Source organism: Mycobacterium sp. NGS11 (assembly GCF_059813315.1).
The window spans coordinates 31821-52830 of sequence record NZ_JCALEJ010000019.1 but is presented as its reverse complement, the minus strand read 5'-3'; the positions used below and the strand labels follow the sequence as shown (position 1 = coordinate 52830).

Annotated in this window: 24 protein-coding genes and 1 pseudogene; 11 read left to right on the top strand and 14 right to left on the bottom strand. The window is 66.6% G+C overall.

The window, feature by feature from the left end:
- Positions 1-47: 47 nt before the first annotated feature.
- Complete coding sequence (locus AC5Y4T_RS19205) at positions 48-449, top strand: nuclear transport factor 2 family protein (RefSeq protein WP_499917584.1); 402 nt, start codon at positions 48-50, stop codon at positions 447-449.
- On the opposite strand, the gene AC5Y4T_RS19200 is transcribed toward AC5Y4T_RS19205, so the two are convergent.
- The 4 genes and pseudogenes from AC5Y4T_RS19200 to AC5Y4T_RS19185 form a co-directional block, all read right to left on the bottom strand.
- Positions 443-823 (bottom strand): DUF427 domain-containing protein, encoded by a 381-nt coding sequence (locus AC5Y4T_RS19200; protein ID WP_499954926.1) that lies wholly within the window; start codon positions 821-823, stop codon positions 443-445. The genes AC5Y4T_RS19205 and AC5Y4T_RS19200 overlap by 7 nt on opposite strands.
- A 20-nt stretch (positions 824-843) precedes the next feature.
- Positions 844-1700 (bottom strand): annotated as a pseudogene (locus AC5Y4T_RS19195) (class I SAM-dependent methyltransferase).
- A gap of 82 nt (positions 1701-1782) precedes the next feature.
- Positions 1783-2802 carry an NAD-dependent epimerase/dehydratase family protein gene (locus tag AC5Y4T_RS19190; protein WP_499954865.1) on the bottom strand — a complete coding sequence of 340 codons (1020 nt, stop codon included), beginning with the start codon at positions 2800-2802 and terminating at the stop codon, positions 1783-1785.
- On the bottom strand, positions 2799-3305 hold the full coding sequence (locus tag AC5Y4T_RS19185) for a nuclear transport factor 2 family protein (protein ID WP_499954863.1): 507 nt from the start codon (positions 3303-3305) through the stop codon (positions 2799-2801). The genes AC5Y4T_RS19190 and AC5Y4T_RS19185 overlap by 4 nt, the downstream gene beginning before the upstream one ends.
- Positions 3306-3393: 88 nt before the next feature.
- Here AC5Y4T_RS19185 and msrA point away from each other — a divergent pair, with 88 nt between their 5' ends.
- Entirely contained in the window at positions 3394-3906 is a 513-nt protein-coding gene (msrA, locus tag AC5Y4T_RS19180) for a peptide-methionine (S)-S-oxide reductase MsrA (protein ID WP_499954861.1), read from the top strand.
- Positions 3907-3943: 37 nt separating this feature from the next.
- Here msrA and AC5Y4T_RS19175 read toward each other — a convergent pair whose 3' ends face one another.
- The gene (locus tag AC5Y4T_RS19175; protein ID WP_499917579.1) at positions 3944-5263 is read right to left on the bottom strand and encodes a cytochrome P450; all 1320 of its coding nucleotides are present in this window, start codon (positions 5261-5263) and stop codon (positions 3944-3946) included.
- Positions 5264-5407: 144 nt separating this feature from the next.
- Here AC5Y4T_RS19175 and AC5Y4T_RS19170 point away from each other — a divergent pair, with 144 nt between their 5' ends.
- Together AC5Y4T_RS19170 and AC5Y4T_RS19165 are read left to right on the top strand one after the other, a co-directional pair.
- A complete protein-coding gene (locus AC5Y4T_RS19170; protein WP_499954924.1) occupies positions 5408-6025 on the top strand; it encodes a TetR/AcrR family transcriptional regulator in 618 nt (205 codons plus the stop codon).
- Positions 6026-6131: 106 nt separating this feature from the next.
- Positions 6132-6344 (top strand): TOBE domain-containing protein, encoded by a 213-nt coding sequence (locus tag AC5Y4T_RS19165; protein WP_067834587.1) that lies wholly within the window; start codon positions 6132-6134, stop codon positions 6342-6344.
- A gap of 75 nt (positions 6345-6419) precedes the next feature.
- Here the strand turns inward: AC5Y4T_RS19165 and AC5Y4T_RS19160 are convergent, their stop codons facing one another.
- Both AC5Y4T_RS19160 and AC5Y4T_RS19155 read right to left on the bottom strand, forming a co-directional pair.
- Positions 6420-7310, bottom strand: coding sequence for an alpha/beta fold hydrolase (locus tag AC5Y4T_RS19160; RefSeq protein WP_499954859.1), 891 nt, complete (start codon positions 7308-7310; stop codon positions 6420-6422).
- Positions 7311-7339: 29 nt separating this feature from the next.
- Complete coding sequence (locus AC5Y4T_RS19155) at positions 7340-8569, bottom strand: sulfotransferase family protein (protein ID WP_499954857.1); 1230 nt, start codon at positions 8567-8569, stop codon at positions 7340-7342.
- A gap of 28 nt (positions 8570-8597) precedes the next feature.
- Here AC5Y4T_RS19155 and AC5Y4T_RS19150 point away from each other — a divergent pair, with 28 nt between their 5' ends.
- Together AC5Y4T_RS19150 and AC5Y4T_RS19145 are read left to right on the top strand one after the other, a co-directional pair.
- The gene (locus tag AC5Y4T_RS19150) at positions 8598-9173 is read left to right on the top strand and encodes a TetR/AcrR family transcriptional regulator (RefSeq protein WP_499954855.1); all 576 of its coding nucleotides are present in this window, start codon (positions 8598-8600) and stop codon (positions 9171-9173) included.
- The gene (locus AC5Y4T_RS19145; protein ID WP_499954853.1) at positions 9170-10273 is read left to right on the top strand and encodes a DUF1214 domain-containing protein; all 1104 of its coding nucleotides are present in this window, start codon (positions 9170-9172) and stop codon (positions 10271-10273) included. The genes AC5Y4T_RS19150 and AC5Y4T_RS19145 overlap by 4 nt, the downstream gene beginning before the upstream one ends.
- On the opposite strand, the gene AC5Y4T_RS19140 is transcribed toward AC5Y4T_RS19145, so the two are convergent.
- The 4 genes from AC5Y4T_RS19140 to AC5Y4T_RS19125 are packed head-to-tail and all read right to left on the bottom strand — an operon-like array spanning position 10270 to position 14146.
- Complete coding sequence (locus AC5Y4T_RS19140) at positions 10270-11319, bottom strand: LLM class flavin-dependent oxidoreductase (RefSeq protein ID WP_499954851.1); 1050 nt, start codon at positions 11317-11319, stop codon at positions 10270-10272. The two genes, AC5Y4T_RS19145 and AC5Y4T_RS19140, sit on opposite strands and share 4 nt — an antisense overlap.
- Positions 11319-11843, bottom strand: coding sequence for an SRPBCC family protein (locus tag AC5Y4T_RS19135; RefSeq protein WP_499954849.1), 525 nt, complete (start codon positions 11841-11843; stop codon positions 11319-11321). The genes AC5Y4T_RS19140 and AC5Y4T_RS19135 overlap by 1 nt, the downstream gene beginning before the upstream one ends.
- Positions 11844-11888: 45 nt before the next feature.
- On the bottom strand, positions 11889-13004 hold the full coding sequence (locus AC5Y4T_RS19130) for a fatty acid desaturase family protein (RefSeq protein WP_499947097.1): 1116 nt from the start codon (positions 13002-13004) through the stop codon (positions 11889-11891).
- A gap of 38 nt (positions 13005-13042) precedes the next feature.
- Positions 13043-14146, bottom strand: a complete 1104-nt coding sequence (locus AC5Y4T_RS19125) for a ferredoxin reductase (protein WP_499954847.1) — start codon at positions 14144-14146, stop codon at positions 13043-13045.
- Between the two features lie 70 nt (positions 14147-14216).
- Here AC5Y4T_RS19125 and AC5Y4T_RS19120 point away from each other — a divergent pair, with 70 nt between their 5' ends.
- Positions 14217-14891, top strand: a complete 675-nt coding sequence (locus tag AC5Y4T_RS19120; protein WP_112707223.1) for a TetR family transcriptional regulator — start codon at positions 14217-14219, stop codon at positions 14889-14891.
- A gap of 34 nt (positions 14892-14925) precedes the next feature.
- On the opposite strand, the gene AC5Y4T_RS19115 is transcribed toward AC5Y4T_RS19120, so the two are convergent.
- Positions 14926-15273 carry a hypothetical protein gene (locus tag AC5Y4T_RS19115; RefSeq protein WP_499917570.1) on the bottom strand — a complete coding sequence of 116 codons (348 nt, stop codon included), beginning with the start codon at positions 15271-15273 and terminating at the stop codon, positions 14926-14928.
- A gap of 62 nt (positions 15274-15335) precedes the next feature.
- On the bottom strand, positions 15336-15941 hold the full coding sequence (locus AC5Y4T_RS19110; protein ID WP_499954845.1) for a GNAT family N-acetyltransferase: 606 nt from the start codon (positions 15939-15941) through the stop codon (positions 15336-15338).
- 51 nt (positions 15942-15992) lie between these two features.
- On the opposite strand from AC5Y4T_RS19110, the gene AC5Y4T_RS19105 reads away from it, so the two are divergent.
- On the top strand, positions 15993-17087 hold the full coding sequence (locus AC5Y4T_RS19105; RefSeq protein ID WP_499954843.1) for a F420-dependent hydroxymycolic acid dehydrogenase: 1095 nt from the start codon (positions 15993-15995) through the stop codon (positions 17085-17087).
- Positions 17088-17173: 86 nt separating this feature from the next.
- A complete protein-coding gene (locus AC5Y4T_RS19100) occupies positions 17174-17752 on the top strand; it encodes a hemerythrin domain-containing protein (protein WP_499954841.1) in 579 nt (192 codons plus the stop codon).
- A 56-nt stretch (positions 17753-17808) separates the two neighbouring features.
- Here AC5Y4T_RS19100 and AC5Y4T_RS19095 read toward each other — a convergent pair whose 3' ends face one another.
- A complete protein-coding gene (locus AC5Y4T_RS19095) occupies positions 17809-18708 on the bottom strand; it encodes a manganese catalase family protein (RefSeq protein ID WP_499917566.1) in 900 nt (299 codons plus the stop codon).
- Between the two features lie 159 nt (positions 18709-18867).
- On the opposite strand from AC5Y4T_RS19095, the gene AC5Y4T_RS19090 reads away from it, so the two are divergent.
- Complete coding sequence (locus tag AC5Y4T_RS19090; RefSeq protein WP_499917565.1) at positions 18868-19566, top strand: GAF and ANTAR domain-containing protein; 699 nt, start codon at positions 18868-18870, stop codon at positions 19564-19566.
- An 81-nt stretch (positions 19567-19647) separates the two neighbouring features.
- Positions 19648-20943, top strand: coding sequence for an acyl-CoA dehydrogenase family protein (locus AC5Y4T_RS19085; protein WP_499917689.1), 1296 nt, complete (start codon positions 19648-19650; stop codon positions 20941-20943).
- The last annotated feature ends 67 nt before the right edge of the window (positions 20944-21010 follow it).

Sequence of the window (21010 nt, the reverse complement as noted above, 5' to 3'; positions counted from 1 at the left end):
GACTGCCCTGATTGACCGTTCGCTGCGGTCCAAGTCAATATTGCGTTGTGATGACGCCGTTCGATGACCCGCAGGGCGAACTGGCTTGGATGTTCTTGCAGACGGTCAGCGATGACGGCGATCTGGACGAGGGTTTCGCGCTGCTCAGCGACGACTTCACGTACTGGACCCTCTACACGCGCACTTCCTGTGACAAGGCCACCTTTCGGCGGGCGATCGAGGAACGCAAGAAAGACCTCGAGCTGATCATCGACCTGGTGCGCTGCGTCAACGAGGGAGAGACGGTGGTGGTGGAGGCGCAGGCCACCGGCACCACCTCCGACGGCCTCGAGTTCGACAGCCCGTTCGTATGCATCTTCGACACCCGCGACGGGCTGATCGTCTCCATGCGTCTGTACAGCGACACGCGCGCGGTCGCGACCGCCCTTCCCGGGTGGATCCCCTACTGAGCCGAGACGGTGATGTCGGCCTTGGTGGCGTAGAACGCCACATGTCCGGCGATCGCCGCGACCGCCGGATACGGCTGCTCGTACGTCCAAATCACGTCGTCGACCGTCTCACCGGCCGACGTGGTCACGCTGTAGTAGCTCGCGTCGCCCTTGAAGGGGCAATACGTGGTGGTGTCGGTCCGGGTGAGCCGATCCTGCACCACGTCGGCGATCGGAATGTATTGCACGGCAGGCAAAGTGGCTTCGCGTAATTCCAGTGCCGCGGTGGTGTCGGCGACCAGTTCACCGTTGACGCGCACCTGAACCCGTCCGTTGGTCGGCTCGATGGTGATCGGGTGCCCCGCGTTGGGTTCTTTGATTTCCGGGTGGGCAATGGTGGTTCCTCCTTAGACGGCTATCGGGGTTCAACGCGCGTCCGTGGGCAGGTCTTCCCGTCCGGCCGGACCAAATGCGTAGCGGTGGTATTGCGCCATGTTCGCCAGCGCGGCAAACAGCGACATGGTCTTGCCCAACGCTCGCGATGAGCGGGGCAACTGCGCGAAGGTGTACGACTCGAACCACCGTTCCCAGGCCAGCAGCCGCACCCCTGGCACGCTATCGACGATGTCGTCGGGCCCGTTGATCGCCCAGCGCAGCGTCGACCCCGACCGTCGCACCACGGTGTTGAGCCACTGCGACTTGATCCCGAGCCAATTGAACGCGTCGAATTGCAGCTCGCCCGAACCGAACCGGTCGACCACCCGGCGCAGCAGCGCGGTGCCGTCCTGCCGGGTGAGGTACATCGTCAGCCCCTCCCCGATCAGCAGGGCGGGACGGTCGGCGGGGATTTCAGCCAGCCATCCCGGGTCGGTGACCGAGGCGGCAATGACGCGATAGTGATCGCGGCCGGGATAGAGCTGGGTGCGCAGGGCCACGACCTCGGGGTAATCCACGTCGTACCATTCGACGTCCGGGCCCGGCCCCAGGCGGAAAAACCGGCTGTCGAGCCCGCAGCCTACGTGCAACACGATCGAACGCGGGTGCGCGGCAAGGAATTTGCGTGTCCACTCATCGAAGTGCGCCGACCGGGTGGTGACCGACGGTGCCCGCCGCGGTGTGATGGTGGTTTTCTTCCAGTCGTAGTCGATGCGCTCGACGATCTCCTTCGCGTACCGATCGCCCAGGATCGGTTTTTTCGAAGTCGGCATCGAGCGCCTTCGCGTAGAACGTCGCCAACATGGTCTGGGGCGCGCCGGTGAGATCGACAGGCACTCGCGCGGTAGTCACAGCGCCCGAGGCTAGACATCCCACTTTCGGAGCCGCGCCGCGTCCTGAACAGCGGCCGGCGTGGTGTTCAGCCGGGAGTCGTGCTCCGGCTCTTGGCATTTCGCATCGCCGCCCAGAACCGGGCCGCCTCGCGAATGGATTCCTCGACCGGCCGCGGCTGCCAGCCCAATTCGCGGACGGCCTTGCTGTGGTCGACGGGCGCCTCGGCACGCATCATGCGCACCGACGCGAGGCTGAGCTCGGCGTCCTTTCCGGTGAAGCGGGCCCGCAGGTCGCCCAGCGCGCCGAGCGCGTACAGCATCGGGACGGAGATGGAGCGACGCGGCGCGCGCACGCCGGCCTCGTCGGCCGCGATGCGGACCACCTCTTTCAGCGCGATCATCCGCTCCGAGATCAGGTACCGCTCGCCGATGCGCCCGTGTTCGGAGGCCAGGATCATGGCCCGGGCGGCGTCGGTGACGCCGACGGCTTCCAGCTGGATGCCCGCCATCGTGAAGGGCAGCTTGCCGAAGACCGCGCCGGCGATGAACGCGCCGTGCGGGGTGCGGCCCCAGTCACCGCTGCCGTATGTCGTCGACACGCACATCGCCACCGCGGGCAGCCCGAAATCGGCCACGTAGCGCAGCACCAGGTTCTCGGCCTGGACCCGGGACCGGACGTAGTCCGATACCCCCCGGGTGTCGATGATGTCCTCTTCGGTCGCGACGTGCCCGCGCCGCCGCCCGACGGTCGCGTAGGTGCTGGTGAAGACGAACCGGCGCAGTTCGGGTTGCGTGACGGCCACCTCGAGGACGCTGCGCAGCCCTTCGACGTTGGTGCGAAACAGCGGCGAGGTGTCGCGCAGCCAGGCGCGGGTGTCCACGACGCAGTAATAGACGTCGTCGACACCCTGCATCGCCTCCCGCAGCACGGCGGTGTCGAAGACATCGCCATGAAACCGGGTGAGCTCGAGGTCGTCGATCGACCGGGTGTTGGCGCCCTCGCGCACCATGGCCCGCACCTCGTGGCCGTCGGCGACCAGCTGGCGGGTGACGTGTGAACCCAGAAAACCGTTGGCGCCGATGACGAGTTTGGGCTTGGTGCTCATCGGGCGCCTCCGTATTGCTCCATGAATTGCGCGCCGGCCTCGTCGAGGGTGCCGAGCTCGTGTGCCTTGCGGCACCACTGCAACGTGGCCTGCACGAAGCGCAGCGGGTTGTAGATGTCCTCCTGCTGGCGCCACAGGCCATCGCCGGCGTAGGTGATGATCGAGATGTTCGTCGCGCCGATGACCGTGCCGTCCCCGGGATCGCGCATCGGGTTGTCGAGTTCCATGATGATGCGCCCCGTGGGTTCGTCGATCACCGACCACAGCGACGGGAACGCGACCATGTGGCTGCCTGGAAAGCTGCCCATCGTTCGGCTGATCCACTCACGAACCTCGTCGCGGCCGTGCATGGTGCCCGCCGCGTGTTCGATGTACACGACGTCGGGTGTGTAGTGCTGAACCCAGGCATCCCAGTCGTGCGATCGCGCCGCCGCATCGACGGTCGCTTCGAATTTCTCGAAAGCGGCGGCCAGTTCGCTACGCGAGAACTCGGGCATGCTCATGATTTCGCGGCACCGATGCAGCTCATCGGCGGAGTGTAGCCTGGCTTTTGTTCCTATCCGAGGGCTGGCCGGTTATGGAGGACGAAGGATGACCAACCAGAAAGCGATTCTCGCCGGCGGCTGCTTCTGGGGGATGCAGGAACTGATCCGCAAGCAGCCGGGCGTGCTTTCGACCCGGGTCGGTTACACCGGCGGCGACGTCCCGAATGCGACCTACCGCAACCACGGCACGCACGCCGAGGCCATCGAGATCGTGTACGACCCGGCGGTCACCGACTACCGCACGATGCTGGAGTTCTTCTTCCAGATCCACGATCCGACAACGAAAGACCGGCAGGGCAACGACCGGGGCACCAGTTACCGCTCGGCCATCTTCTATCTCGACGAGGACCAGAAGCGGATCGCGCTGGACACCATCGCCGACGTCGAGGCGTCGGGGCTGTGGCCCGGCAAGGTGGTGACCGAGGTCAGCCCCGCCGGCGACTTCTGGGAAGCCGAGCCCGAGCACCAGGACTACCTGCAGCACTATCCCAACGGATACACCTGCCACTTCATCCGCCCGGGCTGGAAGCTGCCGCGCCGGGCGACCGCGGAGAAGTAACGACGCTGGGCTCCCGGCCGCACTGCCCGCACCGAGATCAGCGCCGGCGCACCACAATCCGGCCGCCGGCCTTCGGGGTGAACGCGACCCCGCGGCAGTGCCAGCCTTCGTCGGGCGCATCCGTCGTCTCAACGGTCAAGCGGCGCAACACCGTTCGAAGCACCACGTCCATCTCCATGTTCGCAAACGCCGCCCCCACACAGCGGCGCGTCCCGCCACCGAATGGGATCCACGACAAGGCCGACGGCTTGGTCCCGAGGAAGCGGTGCGGGTCGAAACGGTCCGGATCGGGGAACACGTCGGGGTTGCTGTGAATCTGCCCGATTCCGACGATGATCGAATCGCCACGCGGAATCACCCATTCGCCAAGCTGGAAGGTCTCGGGATAGACGTGGCGACCGGCGAGGTCGATCACCGTCCTGGCTCGCTGCACCTCCAGAATCGTGGCCTGACGCAGCTCGCTGCCGCCGTTGTCGGCCTCTTCGACGAGCGCCTTCAGCAGGTCGGGGTGCCGGCTTATCCGTTCGAACGCCCAGCCCAGCGTGGATGCGGTGGTTTCGTGTCCGGCCGCCAGCAAGGTGAGCAGCTCGTCGCCAATGTCCTTGCGTGACATGGCCGAACCGTCTTCATAGGTGGTGCGCAGCAGCATCGCCAGGACGTCGGTTCGCTCGGCGAAGTGCGAGTCGGCCCGCTCGTCGTCGATCAGCTTGTCGATGACCTTGTCGTACCGGCGGCGCCATTCGGCCAGCCGTCCCCACGGGCTGTATCTGCCGAATTGGCGTTTGGGCATCGGCACCGACGCGAGTCGCGATCCCAGGGTGACCCACGGCGGAATGAGCCGGCGCAGCTCGTCGAGCTCGGCGCCTTCCGCTCCGAAAACCGCGCGCAGAATGGCGTTCAGCGTGATCCGCATCATCGGCGGCAGCGTGGGAAATGGGCTGCCTTGCGGCCAGTCGGCGATTTCGCGCAGCGTCTCTTCTTCGATGATGCTTTCGTACTTCTTCATGCTCTTGCCGTGGAACGGCGGCGCCAGCAGCCGGCGCCGTCGGCGATGTTCGTCGCCCTCGAGCGCGAAGACCGAACCGGTGCCGAACAGCCTGCCCAGATTGGGCTGGATGTTGCCGAGCTCGTCGGGGCTCGTCGTGAAGATCTGCTTGGCCAACTGCGGGTCACCGACGGCGATGACCCGCCCGTACATCGGCAGGTTGAGCGTGAATACATCGCCGTGGCGGCGCGCCAGCCGTTGGATCATCCAGCGCCGCGACATCGAAAACCCAAGGCCCTGAAGCACCTTGGGGATCCGGACCGCCGGAGGCAGGTTGACGGCGGCCGGCGGGGCGGCGACTTGGTGGCTCATGACGATGGCGTCTCCCAACATCTGCCCCGGCGACGGGGCTGGTACGGCGATGTACCGCAGCGCGTTCCTTGTACGGTACTCTGATGTACCAGGCCTGACAAGGTGCCGCATCCACCGAAAGGGGGCACCCGCGTGACACCAACGGTGACAGCGACTGCCGCCGACGCGGTCGCAGGCGACGCACCCGCCGGGCCGGATCCGTTTCGGCAACGACTGCTCGACGGTCTGGCCACGTCGATCACCGAGCGCGGCTACCGCGCGAGCACCGTCGCCGATGTGGTCCGCCACGCTCGCACGTCCAAGCGCACCTTCTACGACCACTTCGCCGGGAAGGAAGAGTGCTTCCTCGAGTTGCTGGCCGTCGACATCGAGAAACTCGGCGCGAAAATCACGGCGTCGGTCGATCCCGAAGCCGATTGGCATGTGCAGATCCGCCAGGCGGTCGAGGCGTATGTCGGATACATCGAGGCGCGCCCCGCCATCACGTTGAGCTGGATCCGTGAATTGCCCTCGCTGGGGGCGGCCGCGCGACCGGTCCAGCGGCGCGGGCTGCAGTTGCTGACCAGCCTGCTGATCGACCTCAGTGCCAGTCCGGGGTTCCGGCGTGCAAAGCTGCCTCCGCTGACCGCGCCGTTGGCCGTGATCCTGCTCGGCGGCCTGCGGGAGCTGACCGCACTTGCGGTCGAGGACGGAAAGCCGGTCCGAGGAATCGTGGAACCCGCCGTCGATGCATCCGTAGCCCTGCTCGGCCCGCGGCATTAGGTCCGTACGTTCCCGTAAAGGAATGCGTGGCAAGCCATTCTGGCGCCGGTCCGGCGGGGCTAAGCTCAGCGCAGACCCCACCCGTTCCGACATGGAGGATCCTGCGATGCGGCTCTCGACCCGAAACCAGCTCAGGGGAACCATCACCGAGGTCGAACTCGGCACCGTGATGGCCGTTGTGAAGGTCACGCTGGACGGCGGCGATCAGGTTGTCACGTCGTCGGTCACCAAGGACGCCGCCACCGACCTCGGACTCAAGGTCGGACAGCCGGCCACCGTGTTCATCAAGTCGACTGAAGTCACCATCGGCGTCGACTAGCATCCCGCGCGTACCACTCGGCGCGTCACGACACTTACGTCACGCACACGACACGCCGAAAACCGGCGCTGCAGTTTAAGTTTCGTGGCGCAGAAATGTGCGAACGCGGTCCAGGACGAGGTCGGGCCTTTGGTCGACGATCCAGTGGCCGACGCCGTCGACCAGTTCGGCCTCGAAATCGTTGATCCGATCGGCATATCCGTCGGTGAGGTCGGGCGTGATCACCGGATCATTGGTGCCCGTCAGCCAGCGGACCGGGACGTCGACGCGCGCGTGGTTGTATTCGCCGCGCATCCATTTCCGCATCTCCTTGGTCTGGAAGCTGCGATACCAGCGTGAGCCGGCCTCGGCGTGGCCGGGCTGTTGCATGCATTCGAGGTACAGGCGGATGTCATCGTCGGGCAGGGTGAAACCACCGCCGACCCATGACCCGAGCATCCGGACGAACCGGGAGTTGGGATCGCTGATCACCCGCGGCCCGACGACCGGCAGCATGATCGGGATCTGATACCAGAACCGCCAGATATTACGCAGCGTCGCCAGGCCCGGCTTCACCCACGGCGCAACGGTATTCACCCCGAAAAACCCGGTCACCCTTTCCGGATGACGCAGCATCATGATGAACGCGACCGGCCCACCCCAGTCGTGGGCCACCAGCTTGACCGTCGCGACGCCCAACCGATCCAGCACCCCGGCCAGATCGTCGGCCATCTCGTCCTTGGTGTAGCTGGAGCGCGGCGCCGAACTCCAGCCCGAACCGCGCAGGTCGGGACATAACACCCGGTAGCCGTCGGCGGCCAGCGGCCCGATCAGCTCGTGCCATTCCCACCAGTTCTGCGGGAAGCCGTGTACCAGCATCACCGCCGGACCGCTCGCCGGACCGGCGTCCGCGACGTGAATCGTCACGCCCTCTCCCAGATCGACGTATCTGTGTTCGACACCGTCCAGCGCCGGCATAGCGACCATGAGTTGAGAACGTAGTGGCTCGGAAAGGCTTAGGCCAGAAATCGCTCGACATACGGCGCGAAGCGCTCGCGCAGGTTTCCCTCGTCCAGCCCGAACATCTCGTACGACGTCTCGACATTGCCCAGTCGTCCGCGCCGGTGGCCCGTCAGGTAGTCGTCGATGGCCGCGCGTGCCTCGTCGGTGAACGGTTCGCCCGCCAGGGCGTATACCCGTTGAGCCACGCCGAGTTCGTCGGCCATGAAGTCGTCGAACCGGACGTCGATCGAGCGGTCCGGCCCGACGGCGTCGCGGTCGCGGATGAGCGCGGTGAGCATCTGATCGAGGCGATCGATCCAGTAGTTGGCGATCTGCTCCACCGGCACCGGCGAGCGATGCATGCGCGCGGAGTAGGTGATCATCGTAATCATCGACAGCGCCACCGGCACGGGATCGCGGTGGGTGAACACCACGATGCTGTCGGGAAACACCCGATCCAGCACGGGCACCTGCTCGAGATGCTGGGGCGACTTGAGCAGCCAGCGCCGCCCGCCGCGCAGATACTGCATCGCCCGGAGTTGGGTCGCCAGGTATCGGTAGTGCGGCGTCTGGTCGTGCGCCTGGTAGTAGTCGCGCCAGCGGGGCACCTCGGCGAGCGTCTCCAGCAGCATCGTCGACACGTCGTTGGCCAACAACTGGATCTCTTCGTGGACGTGGTCGGTGGTCATCTCGTGCATGAGCGCGAAATGCGGCATCACCATGTTGATCACCCCGACCGCGACATCCATCCGGGTCCGCCGCGGATCCGGTTCGATGCCAACCTCATTCGGCATCGGGAACGGCTCGTTGCTCTCCCAGTACGGCATGGTGCGAAAGGTCGGCGGCGCGGCCAGCATGTTGTGCAGGTGCGTGGTGCCGGTACGGGGCAGCCCGGCAATCACCACCGGCGAGCGCAGGTCGATCCCGTTGATCTCGGGATGGCGCCGCAGCAGTTCGGCCAACAGCAGCCGGTTCTTGAGCACCTGCAACAGTTGCCCGTAGAAGTTCACCACCCCGGCGTCGTGCAGGCCGTCGATCTCGCGCAGCGCGGCGAGGTAGACCTCGAGGCGCTCGCGGTAATCGGTCGGGCCGAAATCATGCAGACCGGTGTCGGCGCTGGCCTTGGCGTGCAGCGCGCCGGCGTCCAACGGGCACTCCGGCGCCATCGAGGCCATCATGTCCAGAATCTGTTGGCCCTCGGGGCTGAACCGGGGCGAGGCGAGATCGTCAAGCCGAACGTTCACGGCGACTTATGTTACTCTGAGTTTCGTAATGGTTGTGGATTTTGGCAGACCCCGTGATCCCCGGATCGACGCCGCGGTGCTCCGCGCGACGGTCGAGCTGCTGGCCGAAACCGGTTACCCCGGCCTGTTGGTCTCCGCCATCGCCGAGCGCGCGGGCACCAGCAAGCCGGCCATCTATCGCCGCTGGCCCAGCAAGGCACACCTGGTGCACGAGGCGGTGTTCCCGATCGGCGCGGGCACCGCCATACCCGACAGCGGGCGGGTTCGCGATGGTCTACGCGAAATGGTCCGCCGCACAATGGCTTTCCTGAGCACCCCGGCCGCCCGGGCGGCGCTGCCCGGCCTGATCGGCGAGATGGCCGCGGATCCGACGCTGCATTCGGCGCTGCTGGAGCGGTTCGCCGGCGTCATCGGCGGTGGCCTCGCCGACTGGCTCGCGGCCGCCGCGGCGCGCGGTGAGGTGCGGTCCGACGTGACCGCCGTCGAACTGGCCGAGACCATCGCCGGCATCGCGCTGGTCTCCCTCCTCACCCACGCCGGCGAACTCGACGATGCGTGGGTCGATCGCACCACCAAGTTGCTCCTGAAAGGAATCGGCGCATGACGCATCAGTCGACGCACGCGTGGCAGGAACTGCTGAAAACGCTTGGCGAACTGGACCACTCGTTCCTCGAGGGTGACCGTGCCGTCACCGACGACCGGCACGTGGCCGACGGCTATCGCATGCTCGCCGCCACCCTAGGCGTCGCGCTGGACACCTACTTGTTCCCCGAACCGGGTCGGCCGCAGTTCGTCGCGGTGAACACTCCCTTCCGCCGCGACCGCCGCTGGGGCGGGGACAACACCGACGCCTACTACTTCATCTGCCCGGTCGATCCCGCCCGCCGGTACCGGATCAGCGGGAACACGGGTGACAGCGTGTACTTCTCGGTGACGGCTTACAACGAGCCATCACCCGGCGCCTGGTCCGATCGGGTGGTCGCCATCGTCCGCGACACCGATCTCGATATCGACGCCGACGGCAACTTCACCTTTGATTTTCCCGCCACCCCCGATGCGGCCGTATTGATGACCCGCGACTATCAGGGCGATCCCCTGACCGGCCGCCCGGTGACCTGGCACATCGAGGCGCTCGACGATCCCGACCCGATCAGGCACGGTGACGCCGAGACCGCGGCGAGTCTGCGCGCCGCCACGGCCTGGTTGCGGACGATGTTCGCCATCGTGCCGCTGGCCGTCGGGAACCGCGTCGATCAGGAGCACGCATTGGGGCACGAAACCGCCCATGCCGCCAACGCATTCGCCGATCCCTACCAGGTGCCCGATGCCAACTTCGGCTGGTCGGCGCGCGACGCCTGCTACGCCTACGGCAGTTTCGTGCTCGACGCAGACGAGGCGCTGGTCATCACGCACCGGCCGCCGTCATGCAGGTTCTGGAACCTGGTGGTGTGGAATCAGTTCATGGCAACCTTCGGCGCGCAGGATGCCCGCTGCTCCCTCAACGGCCACAGCGCCGTCGCCAACAGCGACGGCTCCGTGACGGTCGTGTTGTCTCACGACACGACGTCACATCCGAATTCGCTTACCACGCTGGGGTATCCGCGCGGAAACCTGGCATTTCGGTGGTTCCTTGCCGACGGCGTGCCGCAGCGGCCCGAGGTGAAACTCGTCAAGGCGATCGACGCCCCGACCGACGTGAGCTAGGTTTCGCGGACCAGTTCGATCGCCCGGCCCAACGTCTCCAGCTTGGCGTCCAGGGTGGCGCCCGCGGGATACAGCCGCACGGTGTCGACCCCGGCGTCGCGCCACACCTTAAGGCGCGCGGAGACCATCTCCTCGGTCCCGATGAGCGTGGTGGCCAGCACCATCTCGTCGGTCACCAGGGTGGCCGCCCCGTCCCGGTCGCCGCTCTGCCAGCGCTCGCGCACCTCGGCGGCGACGTCTGCCCAACCCTGCCGGCTGTAGGCCCGGTTGTAGAAGTTGGTGCTCGACGATCCCATGCCGCCGAGGCTGAAGGCCAGCTCCCTTTTTCGGCCCGCGACCATGCCCCGCAACTCGTCTTCGTCTGCGGCGAAAGCGACTTCGGCGCCCTGGCAGATGTCGATATCGGCGCGGGTGCGGTTCGCGGACGCCAGCCCGTCATCGAGGTGGGCGAAGTAGGCGTCGCCGGCCCCTTCGGGAACGAAGCTGGTGCCCAGCCAGCCGTCGGCGACGCGTCCGGTCAACCGCAGCATCGCCGGTGACAGCGCGGCCAGGTACACCGGAATGGCGTGCTCGGCGCGGGCCGACAAGCGCATCGGCACCGCCTCACCGCCGGGCCGCGGAATCTCCAGCGCCTCTCCGGCGTAGGAGATCTTCCCGCCGGCGAACGCCTGCCGCACGATGTCGATCGTGTCGGACATGCGTGCCAGCGGTCGGCTGAACGAGACGCCGTGCAAGCCCTCGATGACCTGCGGGCCCGAGGCGCCCAGACCGAGCAGAAACCGCCCGTTCGACAGGTTGGACAGCGTGATCGCGGTCTGGGCGACCATGACCGGCGACCGCGTGCCGACTTGAAGCACGCCGGAACCCAGCACGATCCGCTCGGTGCGCGCCGCCAGGTAGCCCAGCGCCGACGGCGCATCCGCGCCCCACGCCTCGGCCACCCAGCAGACATCCAGCCCCAGCTTCTCCGCCTCGACGACCAGCGCAGTGACCTCGGCGACCTCGCTGCCTGAGCCGGACAGCTCGACCGTGGTGGCCGTCCGCATCAATGCACTCCGCGCTCGGCGAGCCGTTTGATGGCCGCCAGTGTTTTTCCGATCGCGCCCTCGAATTCGCGCAGCCGCACGAACACGATCTTCTGTTCCTTATCGGGCATCGCCTCGAGGGCCACCGACAGGCCCGAGCGGCCCGGCCCCATCTGCATCCAGTAGTTCAGCAGGGTGCCGCCGTCGCGGGGGGCGAGCCGGAATCGCCACATCGCCGCAGGGTCGTCGGGTTGGCCCACGGCCCAGGCGAACTCGTGCGGCTGGTCGCAGGCGACGATCTGCGAGGTGCTGCTCCACTGCCCAAAGGCGTCATGCTCGTTGTGGCCGACGAAGCGAGCGCCGACCCGCGGGCCATCCGATCCCTCGGCCCATTCCACGGCCTTCAGCTCGTCACTGAAGGTCGGCATCAGCGCGATATCGGAGACCAGGCTCCAGACCCGCGCCGGGTCGGCGTCGATCCACGTCGAGGCTTCCACTGTCGGGGTATCCGCATAGCGCGCGCCGGTCCATTCCACGGACCTCATTGTCCCCCTGTCCCGGCGCGAGGCAATGGGCCGGGCCGCGCGGATTTACGCGGCGACAGGCTCGCGCTCGGGGGACTTCTCGGCGCCGGACTGCTGCGTCCACGAGTCGGGGAAGGTCAGCCGGACGATCTTGCGGACGACGGTGCCGAATTGGCGCAGCAGCGGGCCGCGGTTGTACGGGATGCCGTAGCGTTCGCAGATCTCCTGCACCTCTCGAGCGATCTCGGAGTACCGGCGGGCCGGCATGTCGGGGAACAGGTGGTGCTCGATCTGGTGTGACAGGTTGCCGGACAGCAGGTGAAAGAGCCTGCCGCCGGTAAGGTTTGCCGAGCCGAGGACCTGGCGGAAGTACCACATGCCGCGCGACTCGTCCTTGGTTTCTTCGACGGTGAACTCCTGCGTCCCGTCCGGGAAGTGGCCGCAGAAGATGATCATGTACGACCACACGTTGCGCATCAGGTTGGCGGTGAGGTTACCGGTGAAGACGAACGGAGCGACGGGTCCGGCCAGCAGCGGGAAGGCGACGTAGTCCTTGAGGGTCTGCCGTCGGGTCTTCTTCCAGATGGCCCGCAGGACTTCCCTCTTGTCCTCGAGCCGGATCTCGCCGGAGCGAATGCGCTCGGTTTCCAGCTCGTGCAGCGCGACGCCGTACTGGAACAGCACCATCAGCAGGAACGCATAGACGGGGTTGCCGAGGAAGTAGGGCTGCCACGGCTGGTCTTCGCTCATCCGCAGAATTCCGTAGCCGATGTCGCGGTCCATCCCCACGATGTTGGTGTGGGTGTGGTGCATGTAGTTGTGCGAGTGCCGCCACTGATCGGCCGGGCATGCCGTGTCCCATTCGAAGGTGCGGCCGGAGATCGCCGGGTCGCGCATCCAGTCGTACTGGCCATGCATGATGTTGTGGCCGATCTCCATGTTGTCCAGGATCTTCGACAGGCCCAGCATCGCGGTGCCCGCCAGCCATGCCGGCGGCAGGAACCCGGCGAACAGCAGCGCTCGGCCGCCGACTTCCAGCGCGCGCTGCGCCTTGATGACGCGACGGATGTAGTCGGCGTCCTCTTCGCCGAGTTCGGCCATCACGCGTTCCTTGATGGCGTCGAGTTCACGGCCGAACGCGTCGGCCTGTTCGCGGGTCAGGGTGATCTTTTCGTTCGACATTGCTTGTCCTCCAAGCGTTTTATGAGCTGAGTTGGCGTTTACAGCGACAGGTCCACGTCACCGACCGGAACGGACACGCAGATCTGCACGTCTTCATCGGGAGCGGTGGAGACCGCACCGGTGACCAGGTTGCGCACGGTGCCGGCCGTTTTGCGGCGCGTGCAGGTGTGGCAGATGCCCATCCGGCATCCGTTTTCGGGCGACAGACCCGCCGCTTCGGCCTGTTCCAGCAGCGACCGCCCGTCGTCGACGATGTCAACGCCGCTGTCGGCGAATGTGACTCGTCCGCCCGACGGTTCCGCCGGCGTGTCGAAGGCCGGCGGCACAAAGCTCTCGGTGTACACGTTGTCGCAGTGCGATCGGACGGCCTCGACCAAAGGCGTTGGCCCGCAGACGAATACCGCGTCGGGCGACGGCATCGCGGCGGCCAGGTGCTCCGGGCCGAAGCGCCCGGTGAGGTCGCCGTCGTCGGATCGGGTATAGCCGTGCAGCACCCGCACCGGGGACATCGCGGCCAGCTCGTTTCGGTAGCAGGCCTCGGCGGGCGTGCGGGCGTAGTGGATGAAGGCGATCTCGCCCGGATGGCGCTGGGTGAGCAGGGTGCGCGCCATCGCCATCACGGGAGTGATGCCGCTGCCGCCGGAGATGAAGAGGATGCGCTGCGGGCTCTGCGGTCCGGGCGCCGGCAACGTGAAGTCGCCCCCGGTGCCCGTCAAGCCGACCACCATGCCGCGGTGGGCGTGTTCGTACAGATAATTCGAGACCAGGCCGCCCTCGTGCCGACCGATGGTCAACTCGAGGCCGGCCGTCCCTTCGGCATTGGCGGGCGAATAGCAACGGGTGTGCCGACGGCCGTCGATCTCGACCGTGAGGTTGACGTACTGGCCGGCCTTCAGGGTGTGAGCGGACAGGAAGGTGTCGTTGGGGGTCAGGGTCAGGGTGACACTGCGCGGGGTGGTCCGGCGCACGTCCGTCACTTTGGCGCGGGCTTCGCCCAGCGTCCAGGTCGGCGCCACCAGTTCGGTGTAGCGGTCGACGCCGTGCGGACCGGTCAGCAGGTCTAACAGCTCTGAACCCAACACACGCTGCCGAAGGGTCCGCGCGAGGACTCGGCCAGAAGTTTGGGCGGTTTGAGTGAACATATGTACACCGTGAGGCCACGGCGGCCAGGTAGTCAAGGGTTTACTGCCTGGCTGTGGTAGGGTTCACACAGTGAACAGCCGTACTCCTAGCTCACGCGGGCGCGGCTCAGGTCGCGAGCGCACGCGCGAAAGCCAGTCGCGGGAGGAGCGCAAGGAGGCGACTCGTCGGGCCATCATCGCCGCGGCCCTCAAGCTGTTGCAGGACCGCAGCTTCTCCAGCTTGAGCCTGCGCGAGGTTACCCGCGAGGTAGGCATCGTTCCGGCGGCCTTCTACCGGCATTTCGAATCGATGGAGGCCCTGGGCCTGGTCCTGATCGACGAGTCGTTCCGGAGCCTGCGCGACACCCTGCGCGACGCGCGGGCCGGCAAGCTCGACCCGAACCGGGTGATCGAGTCCTCGGTCGAGATCCTGGTCGCCAGCGTCGCCGACCGGCGCGAACACTGGCGGCTCATCGGCCGGGAACGCAACAGTGGCCTGTCTGTGCTGCGATACGCCATTCGCACCGAAATCCGGCTGATCACGTCCGAGCTGGCCACCGACCTGGCGCGATTTCCCGGGCTGAACAAGTGGACCACCGAGGATCTCAACGTGCTGGCGACCTTGTTCGTCAACGCGATGATCGTGATCGCGGAGGCCATCGAGGATTCGCAGAGCGCCGAGGCGACCGAGGACATCCGCCGGCTCGCCGTCAAGCAGCTGAGGATGATCGCGACCGGCATCGCCGGTTGGCGAAGCACGCCCTGATCGCGTCGGCTGCAGTAAACAGCCGAACACTGACTTATTCGTCGACGACCTCGTACAGCGAGTCGCCGTCTTCGGGGGTGCCGTCGATCTGGCCCCGGTGCGCGCGCCGGGGTTTGTCGTCGACCGGCTCGATGGCATCGGGGACGTCGGGCTCCTCGGCCGCCAACCGGGCGTCGAGGGACTCGCCCTCGCGTTCTTCCCTGGCGGTCATGCCGAACTTGTCAGCCTCGCTCCAGCCCTCGGGAGGGTCGACGACGATGTCGCCGTCGTCATTGCGCAATTCGTCCGAGTCGGTGCTTTCGCTCGCGTTCAAGGTGTCACCCGGGCCGCCCTCCTCGGGGAAGTCCGCGGGATCCAGGTCGGCCTGGGGGTTATCGCTCATGCCGAGACGGTTGCCCGCGCCTTCGCGGGGCTAAACGCGGGCGGGGGCCGGTTGGCGGGCCGTCACCGCGGCTGGCGCCACATGGCCCATAGGCTCGGACCACCATAGGGCAGCACGATCTCGCGGGTGACCGTGAAGCCGAAACGCTCGTAGTACGGCACGTTTTCGGGCTTGCTCGACTCGAGATATGCCGGGCAGTATTCGGCGTCGCACCGGTCCAGCCGCGACCTCATCAGCGCCTGACCGAATCCTGTGCCGCGGACCGTCGGATCGCTGCCGATCACGGCCAGGTACCAGTGCGGTTCCTCGGGGTGCAGGCTCTTCATCAGTTCCTGTACCGCGCGCCCGCGCATCGAGCGCAGGCCGAACACCCGGATGAAAGTCGGCGTCATCGCCAGCTGCCCGCCGGTGGTCTCCTGCCACTGGCCGGGCGGATCCCACAGCGCGGCCGCGCCGATACCCGCGTCCGCGCCGGCCACCTCCACGCCCCCGCGTGCCAGGTGGTGGTGGCGCGTCATCGTCGCGAACAACCTGGACAGGTGCACGGTCCGCTTGTCCTGGTCGGGAATCAGCCAGATCATCACCGGGTCGTCGTAGAACGCGCGCGCCAGCGTGCTGGAGAGCTCACGGACATCGGCCTTTACTGCCGGTCGGACCTGCGGGGTCATCCGCATCAGGCTAGTGGGTGTGAGCCCGGGTGGTACGGGTATGCCGATCCGGTGACCGGCATCTCGCGGCGGGCATTCGGTCGGGTCGCGGCCGGTGCGGGCATGCTCGGATCCGTCGGCCTGACCGACGGATGCGCGAAACCGGCTGGCGAACATGGCAAGTCCGGCGGCCCACCGCCGCCGGGCAAGGGCGTAGGCTTCGTGCTCTCGCACGAGCAGTTCCGCACCGATCGCCTGGTGGCACAGGCTCAGGCGGCCGAACGGGCCGGCTTTCAGTACGTGTGGGCCAGCGACCACATCCAGCCATGGCAGGACAACGAGGGCCACGCGATGTTTCCCTGGCTGACGCTGGCGCTGGTCGGCAGCGGCACCAGCCACATCTCGTTCGGCACCGGGGTGACCTGTCCGAGCTACCGTTACCACCCCGCCACAGTCGCCCAGGCCTTCGCGTCGCTGGCGATCCTGAACCCGGGCAGGGTGTTTCTGGGACTGGGCACCGGCGAGCGGCTCAACGAGCAGGCCACCACCGACACCTACGGCAATTACGCCGAGCGCCACGACCGGCTGGCCGAAGCGATCGACCTGATTCGCCAGCTATGGAGTGGCTCGCGAATCTCGTTCTCCGGACGCTATTTTCAGACCAATTCGCTGAAGCTTTACGACGTCCCGGCCACGCCCCCGCCGATCTTCGTGGCAGCCGCCGGCCCGAAGAGCGCCCGGCTTGCGGGGCAGCGCGGGGACGGCTGGATCACCCAGGCCCACGATGTCACCAATCCAAAACTCTTGGCGGCCTTCGCTGCCGGCGCGCGGGACGCCGGCCGCGATGCGGGCACGCTGGGCAAGCGCGCCGAGTTGTTCGCGGTCGTCGGCGACAACGCCGAGGCGATCCGGGCCGCCACGCTGTGGCGTTTCACCGCCGGGGCCGTCGATCAGCCCAACCCCGTCGAGATCCAGCGCGCGGCCGAGTCCAACCCCATTGACAAGGTGCTGGCCGGCTGGACGGTCGGCACCGACGCAGGTCCGCACGTCGACGCCGTGCAGCGGGTTCTGGACGCCGGCGCCATCCCGTTCCTGCACTTTCCCCAGGGCGATCCCGTCGTCGCCATCGACTTCTACCGCGCCAACGTCTTACCGCAACTGCGCTGAACGCACCTCGCCCACCTACCGTTTCGGCGCGGTCAGCCGGGGTATCCGCACGCGAACTTCTCACAGCCCCGACTGGAAGGCACGGCATGGACGCAATCACTTTTCTTCGTCAGGACCATAAGAGCGTGCTCGGCTTATTGGAGACGCTGGACGGCGCGCCGTCGGGGTCCGGTGCGCAGGCGAGCGGCCTGGAGACCATGGTCAACAACCTCATCATCGCCGAGTCACAGCACGAAGCGATCGAGGAGCAGTTTTTCTGGCCCGCGGTACGCGACGCGATCGGTGACGGACTCGTCGACAAGGCGATCGAGCAGGAGCAAGCCGGAAAGAAGCTGCTGCAGCGCCTCGAGGACGGTAAGCCGGGCGAGCCGGATTACCACGAAGCGTTGCAGGAATTCGTCAAGGCGGGGCGCGAACACATCGCCTACGAACAGAATGAGGTTTGGCCTCAGGTCGAAACCGTAATGAGCCGTGCGGATTTGGAGAAGATCGGCGCGAAGCTGGAAGCCGGGAAGAAGATTGCCCCGACCCGACCGCATCCGGACACGCCGCCGAACCCCGCGGTGCTGAAAACGATGGGAATGGCTGCGGCGGCGGTCGACCACGTGCGCGACGCGCTCACCGGCCGCGGCGAGGACAACCCGCCGGATCCCCAGATGCATTGAGGCCGGCCGGCGGCCGGGCGCCGAATAATCGACGCCCGGCCCTTGTTCCGCTCCAACTATCCTGTGGGAACGTGCTGTTCGTGGGTGAATGGCTTCTCGGCGTTGACGGCCGGTGAGCCCTGCGGGTTCTCGGCAGCGCCCGTGTTCTTGCGCGTGGTGCCGCCCAGCCACTGTTCTTCGGGCTTTTCGACGTACTCCCATTCCATGCCCTCGGGCCACGGCCCCTGGCCTTGGTTCCACGGGCCGCGGATGGACTCGCCGCCGCCGTTGGACATGTTGAACGCCACGTTCTGGAAGCGTGGGTCACCCGGCAACTGTCCGGGTGGGAAGTTCACCGGCAGCTCGTTCAGCGCGGCGCTGAATTGCTGATAGTGCGCCACCTCGCGGGTCATCAGGAACGTCAGGGTGTCCTGAACGCCGGGGTCATCGGTGTACTGCTTGAGGTATTCGTAGACGATCTTGGCACGCGACTCCGCCGCGACGTTGTTGCGCAGGTCGACGGTCGGGTCACCGTTGGCGTCGATGTAGGCGCCCGTCCAGTTGTTTCCACCGGAGTCCTTGACGTCGGGCCCACCGCCGCTGAGCACCAGGAACAGCGGGTTGACCGCGACCGAATGGATGAGGCCATCCCGGCCGCCGCCGTTGGAAGCCACCGCCGGCATCCAGTCACATTTTTCGTTGGCGATCTTGAGGTTGTCGTTGAGCCCGTCGAGCAGCATCGTGATCATCGACCCGACCATTTCGAGGTGGCTCAACTCCTCGGTCGCGATGTCCATGAACAGGTCGTACATCTTGGGGTTCTTCTGCCGCAGCACGAACGCCTGGGTGAAGTACTGCAGCGCCGCGGTGAGTTCCCCGTTGGCTCCGCCGAACTGTTCCATCAGCAGCGACGCGAAGCGAGGGTCGGGTCGATCGACGCGAACCTCGAATTGAAGATCTTTGTTGTGCACAAACACTGGGGCCTCCTGGGGGATTGGCATCGGGCTGTCGACGGCGGGTACCCGGGGCTCATGGGGCCAAACGATGCACTCCGCAAACTTCTCGGCGGGTCGGCGCCGCGGAAAAATGCGCGGACGGGGTGACCCACGGGGGTACATCGTGGAGAATCCGGTCCCATGGAGTCTTTGGACGCGACCTCGCGGCACGAGCTGGCTACGCGCATGGCCGAGCTCGCCCGGGAAATCGCGGCGCCGCGCTCGCTCGACCGGGTTCTCGCCGACGTGACCACCACGGCTGTGGAGCTGATACCGGCGGCGGACATCGCGGGCGTACTGCTGGTGAAGGGCGGCGGCGACTTCGAATCCCTCGCCGACACCGACAGCCTGGTCGCCAAGCTGGACAAGCTACAACACGACTTCGGTGAGGGCCCTTGCCACGACGCCGCGCTGAAAGAAACGATCGTGCGCACCGACGACCTTCGCGAGGAACCGCGCTGGCCTCACTACGCCCCGGCGGCCGTGGAGCACGGCGTGCTGAGCAGCCTCTCGTTCAAGCTGTATACGGCGGAGCGCACTGCCGGCGCGCTCAACCTGTTCAGCTTTCGGCCCGGCGTGTGGGACACCGAGGCCGAAACCATCGGAACGGTGTTCGCCGCGCATGCCGCCTCGGCGATCATGGCCTCGCGGCACGGACAGCAAATGCTGTCGGCCCTGTCCACGCGAGACCGTATCGGCCAGGCCAAGGGCATCATCATGGAGCGCTACGGCGTCGACGATGTGCGTGCCTTCGAGTTGCTGCGCCGGCTTTCCCAGGAGAGCCAGACCAAGCTCATCGACGTCGCCCAGCGCGTGATAGACACCCGCGCCGACGACTGAATCCTGGCCGCCTCGCTCTAGGATGGGGTGGCTTCATCGACGAGTCCGGCGCGGCGCTGCGCCGGGGATTGGTTGGCCCTCGTGTGGGACTTCGAAACAGACCCCGAATACCAGGCAAAGCTGGACTGGGTGGAAAAGTTCATGGTCGAAGAGCTGGAACCGCTCGACCTGGTCGCCCTCGACCCCTATGACAAGCACAACGCGGAGATGATGGCCATTCTGCGGCCGTTGCAGCAGCAGGTGAAGGACCAGGGCCTGTGGGCGGCCCACCTGCGCCCCGAGCTCGGCGGTCAGGGGTTCGGTCAGGTCAAGCTCGCGCTTCTCAACGAGATCCTCGGGCGTTCCCGTTGGGCGCCTTCGGTATTCGGCTGTCAGGCGCCGGATTCCGGCAACGCCGAGATCCTCGCGCTGTTCGGCACCGACGAGCAGAAGGCCAGGTACCTGCAGCCGTTGCTGGACGGCGAGATCACCTCCTGTTACTCGATGACCGAACCACAGGGTGGTTCCGATCCGGGGATGTTCGTGACGAGCGCAACCCGGGACGGAGACGACTGGGTCATCAACGGGGAGAAGTGGTTTTCCAGCAACGCCAAGCACGCGTCGTTCTTCATCGTCATGGCGGTGACGAAGCCCGACGCGCGCACGTACGACAAGATGTCGCTCTTCATCGTCCCCGCCGAGACCCCAGGCATCGAGATCATTCGGAACGTCGCGGTGGGGGGCGAGTCCGGTAAGCACGGCTCACACGGATACGTTCGCTACAACGACGTGCGGGTGCCGGCCGACCATGTGCTCGGCGGCGAAGGTTCGGCGTTCATGATCGCGCAGACCCGCCTGGGCGGTGGCCGCATCCATCACGCCATGCGGACGATAGCGTTGGCGCGCAAGGCTTTTGACATGATGTGTGAGCGCGCGGTCTCGCGCCGGACCAGGCATGGGAAGCTGGCCGACTTCCAGATGACGCAGGAGAAGATCGCCGACAGCTGGATCCAGATCGAGCAATTCCGGCTGCTGGTGCTGCGCACCGCCTGGTTGATCGACAAGCACCACGACTATCAGAAGGTGCGCCGCGACATCGCGGCGGTGAAAGTGGCCATGCCGCAGGTCCTGCACGACGTCGCGCAGCGCGCGCTGCACCTACACGGCGCACTCGGCGTCTCCGACGAGATGCCGTTCGTCAAAATGCTGGTGGCCGCCGAATCCCTGGGCATCGCCGACGGCGCGACCGAACTGCACAAGATGACGGTCGCCCGCCGGACCCTGCGTGAATATGAGCCGGTGACAACGCCTTTCCCCTCAGCCCACATCCCGACCCGGCGCGCCGAAGCACAAGCGCGGCTGGCCGAGCGGCTGGAACACGCGGTCGCCGAGTTCTGACGTCGAGCGTCGACTTGTTGGGGAAAAGCCCGCGTTTCACCGCAACAACTCGACGCTCGACGTGGGT

Coding starts and splice junctions, on each gene's coding strand:
- AC5Y4T_RS19190 (WP_499954865.1), bottom strand. CDS start 2,802: ATGAGCACCAAGCCCAAACTCGTCATCGGCGCCAACGGTTTTCTGGGT.
- AC5Y4T_RS19185 (WP_499954863.1), bottom strand. CDS start 3,305: ATGAGCATGCCCGAGTTCTCGCGTAGCGAACTGGCCGCCGCTTTCGAG.
- msrA (WP_499954861.1), top strand. CDS start 3,394: ATGACCAACCAGAAAGCGATTCTCGCCGGCGGCTGCTTCTGGGGGATG.
- AC5Y4T_RS19175 (WP_499917579.1), bottom strand. CDS start 5,263: ATGAGCCACCAAGTCGCCGCCCCGCCGGCCGCCGTCAACCTGCCTCCG.
- AC5Y4T_RS19165 (WP_067834587.1), top strand. CDS start 6,132: ATGCGGCTCTCGACCCGAAACCAGCTCAGGGGAACCATCACCGAGGTC.
- AC5Y4T_RS19160 (WP_499954859.1), bottom strand. CDS start 7,310: ATGGTCGCTATGCCGGCGCTGGACGGTGTCGAACACAGATACGTCGAT.
- AC5Y4T_RS19150 (WP_499954855.1), top strand. CDS start 8,598: ATGGTTGTGGATTTTGGCAGACCCCGTGATCCCCGGATCGACGCCGCG.
- AC5Y4T_RS19145 (WP_499954853.1), top strand. CDS start 9,170: ATGACGCATCAGTCGACGCACGCGTGGCAGGAACTGCTGAAAACGCTT.
- AC5Y4T_RS19140 (WP_499954851.1), bottom strand. CDS start 11,319: ATGCGGACGGCCACCACGGTCGAGCTGTCCGGCTCAGGCAGCGAGGTC.
- AC5Y4T_RS19135 (WP_499954849.1), bottom strand. CDS start 11,843: ATGAGGTCCGTGGAATGGACCGGCGCGCGCTATGCGGATACCCCGACA.
- AC5Y4T_RS19130 (WP_499947097.1), bottom strand. CDS start 13,004: ATGTCGAACGAAAAGATCACCCTGACCCGCGAACAGGCCGACGCGTTC.
- AC5Y4T_RS19125 (WP_499954847.1), bottom strand. CDS start 14,146: ATGTTCACTCAAACCGCCCAAACTTCTGGCCGAGTCCTCGCGCGGACC.
- AC5Y4T_RS19115 (WP_499917570.1), bottom strand. CDS start 15,273: ATGAGCGATAACCCCCAGGCCGACCTGGATCCCGCGGACTTCCCCGAG.
- AC5Y4T_RS19110 (WP_499954845.1), bottom strand. CDS start 15,941: ATGACCCCGCAGGTCCGACCGGCAGTAAAGGCCGATGTCCGTGAGCTC.
- AC5Y4T_RS19100 (WP_499954841.1), top strand. CDS start 17,174: ATGGACGCAATCACTTTTCTTCGTCAGGACCATAAGAGCGTGCTCGGC.
- AC5Y4T_RS19090 (WP_499917565.1), top strand. CDS start 18,868: ATGGAGTCTTTGGACGCGACCTCGCGGCACGAGCTGGCTACGCGCATG.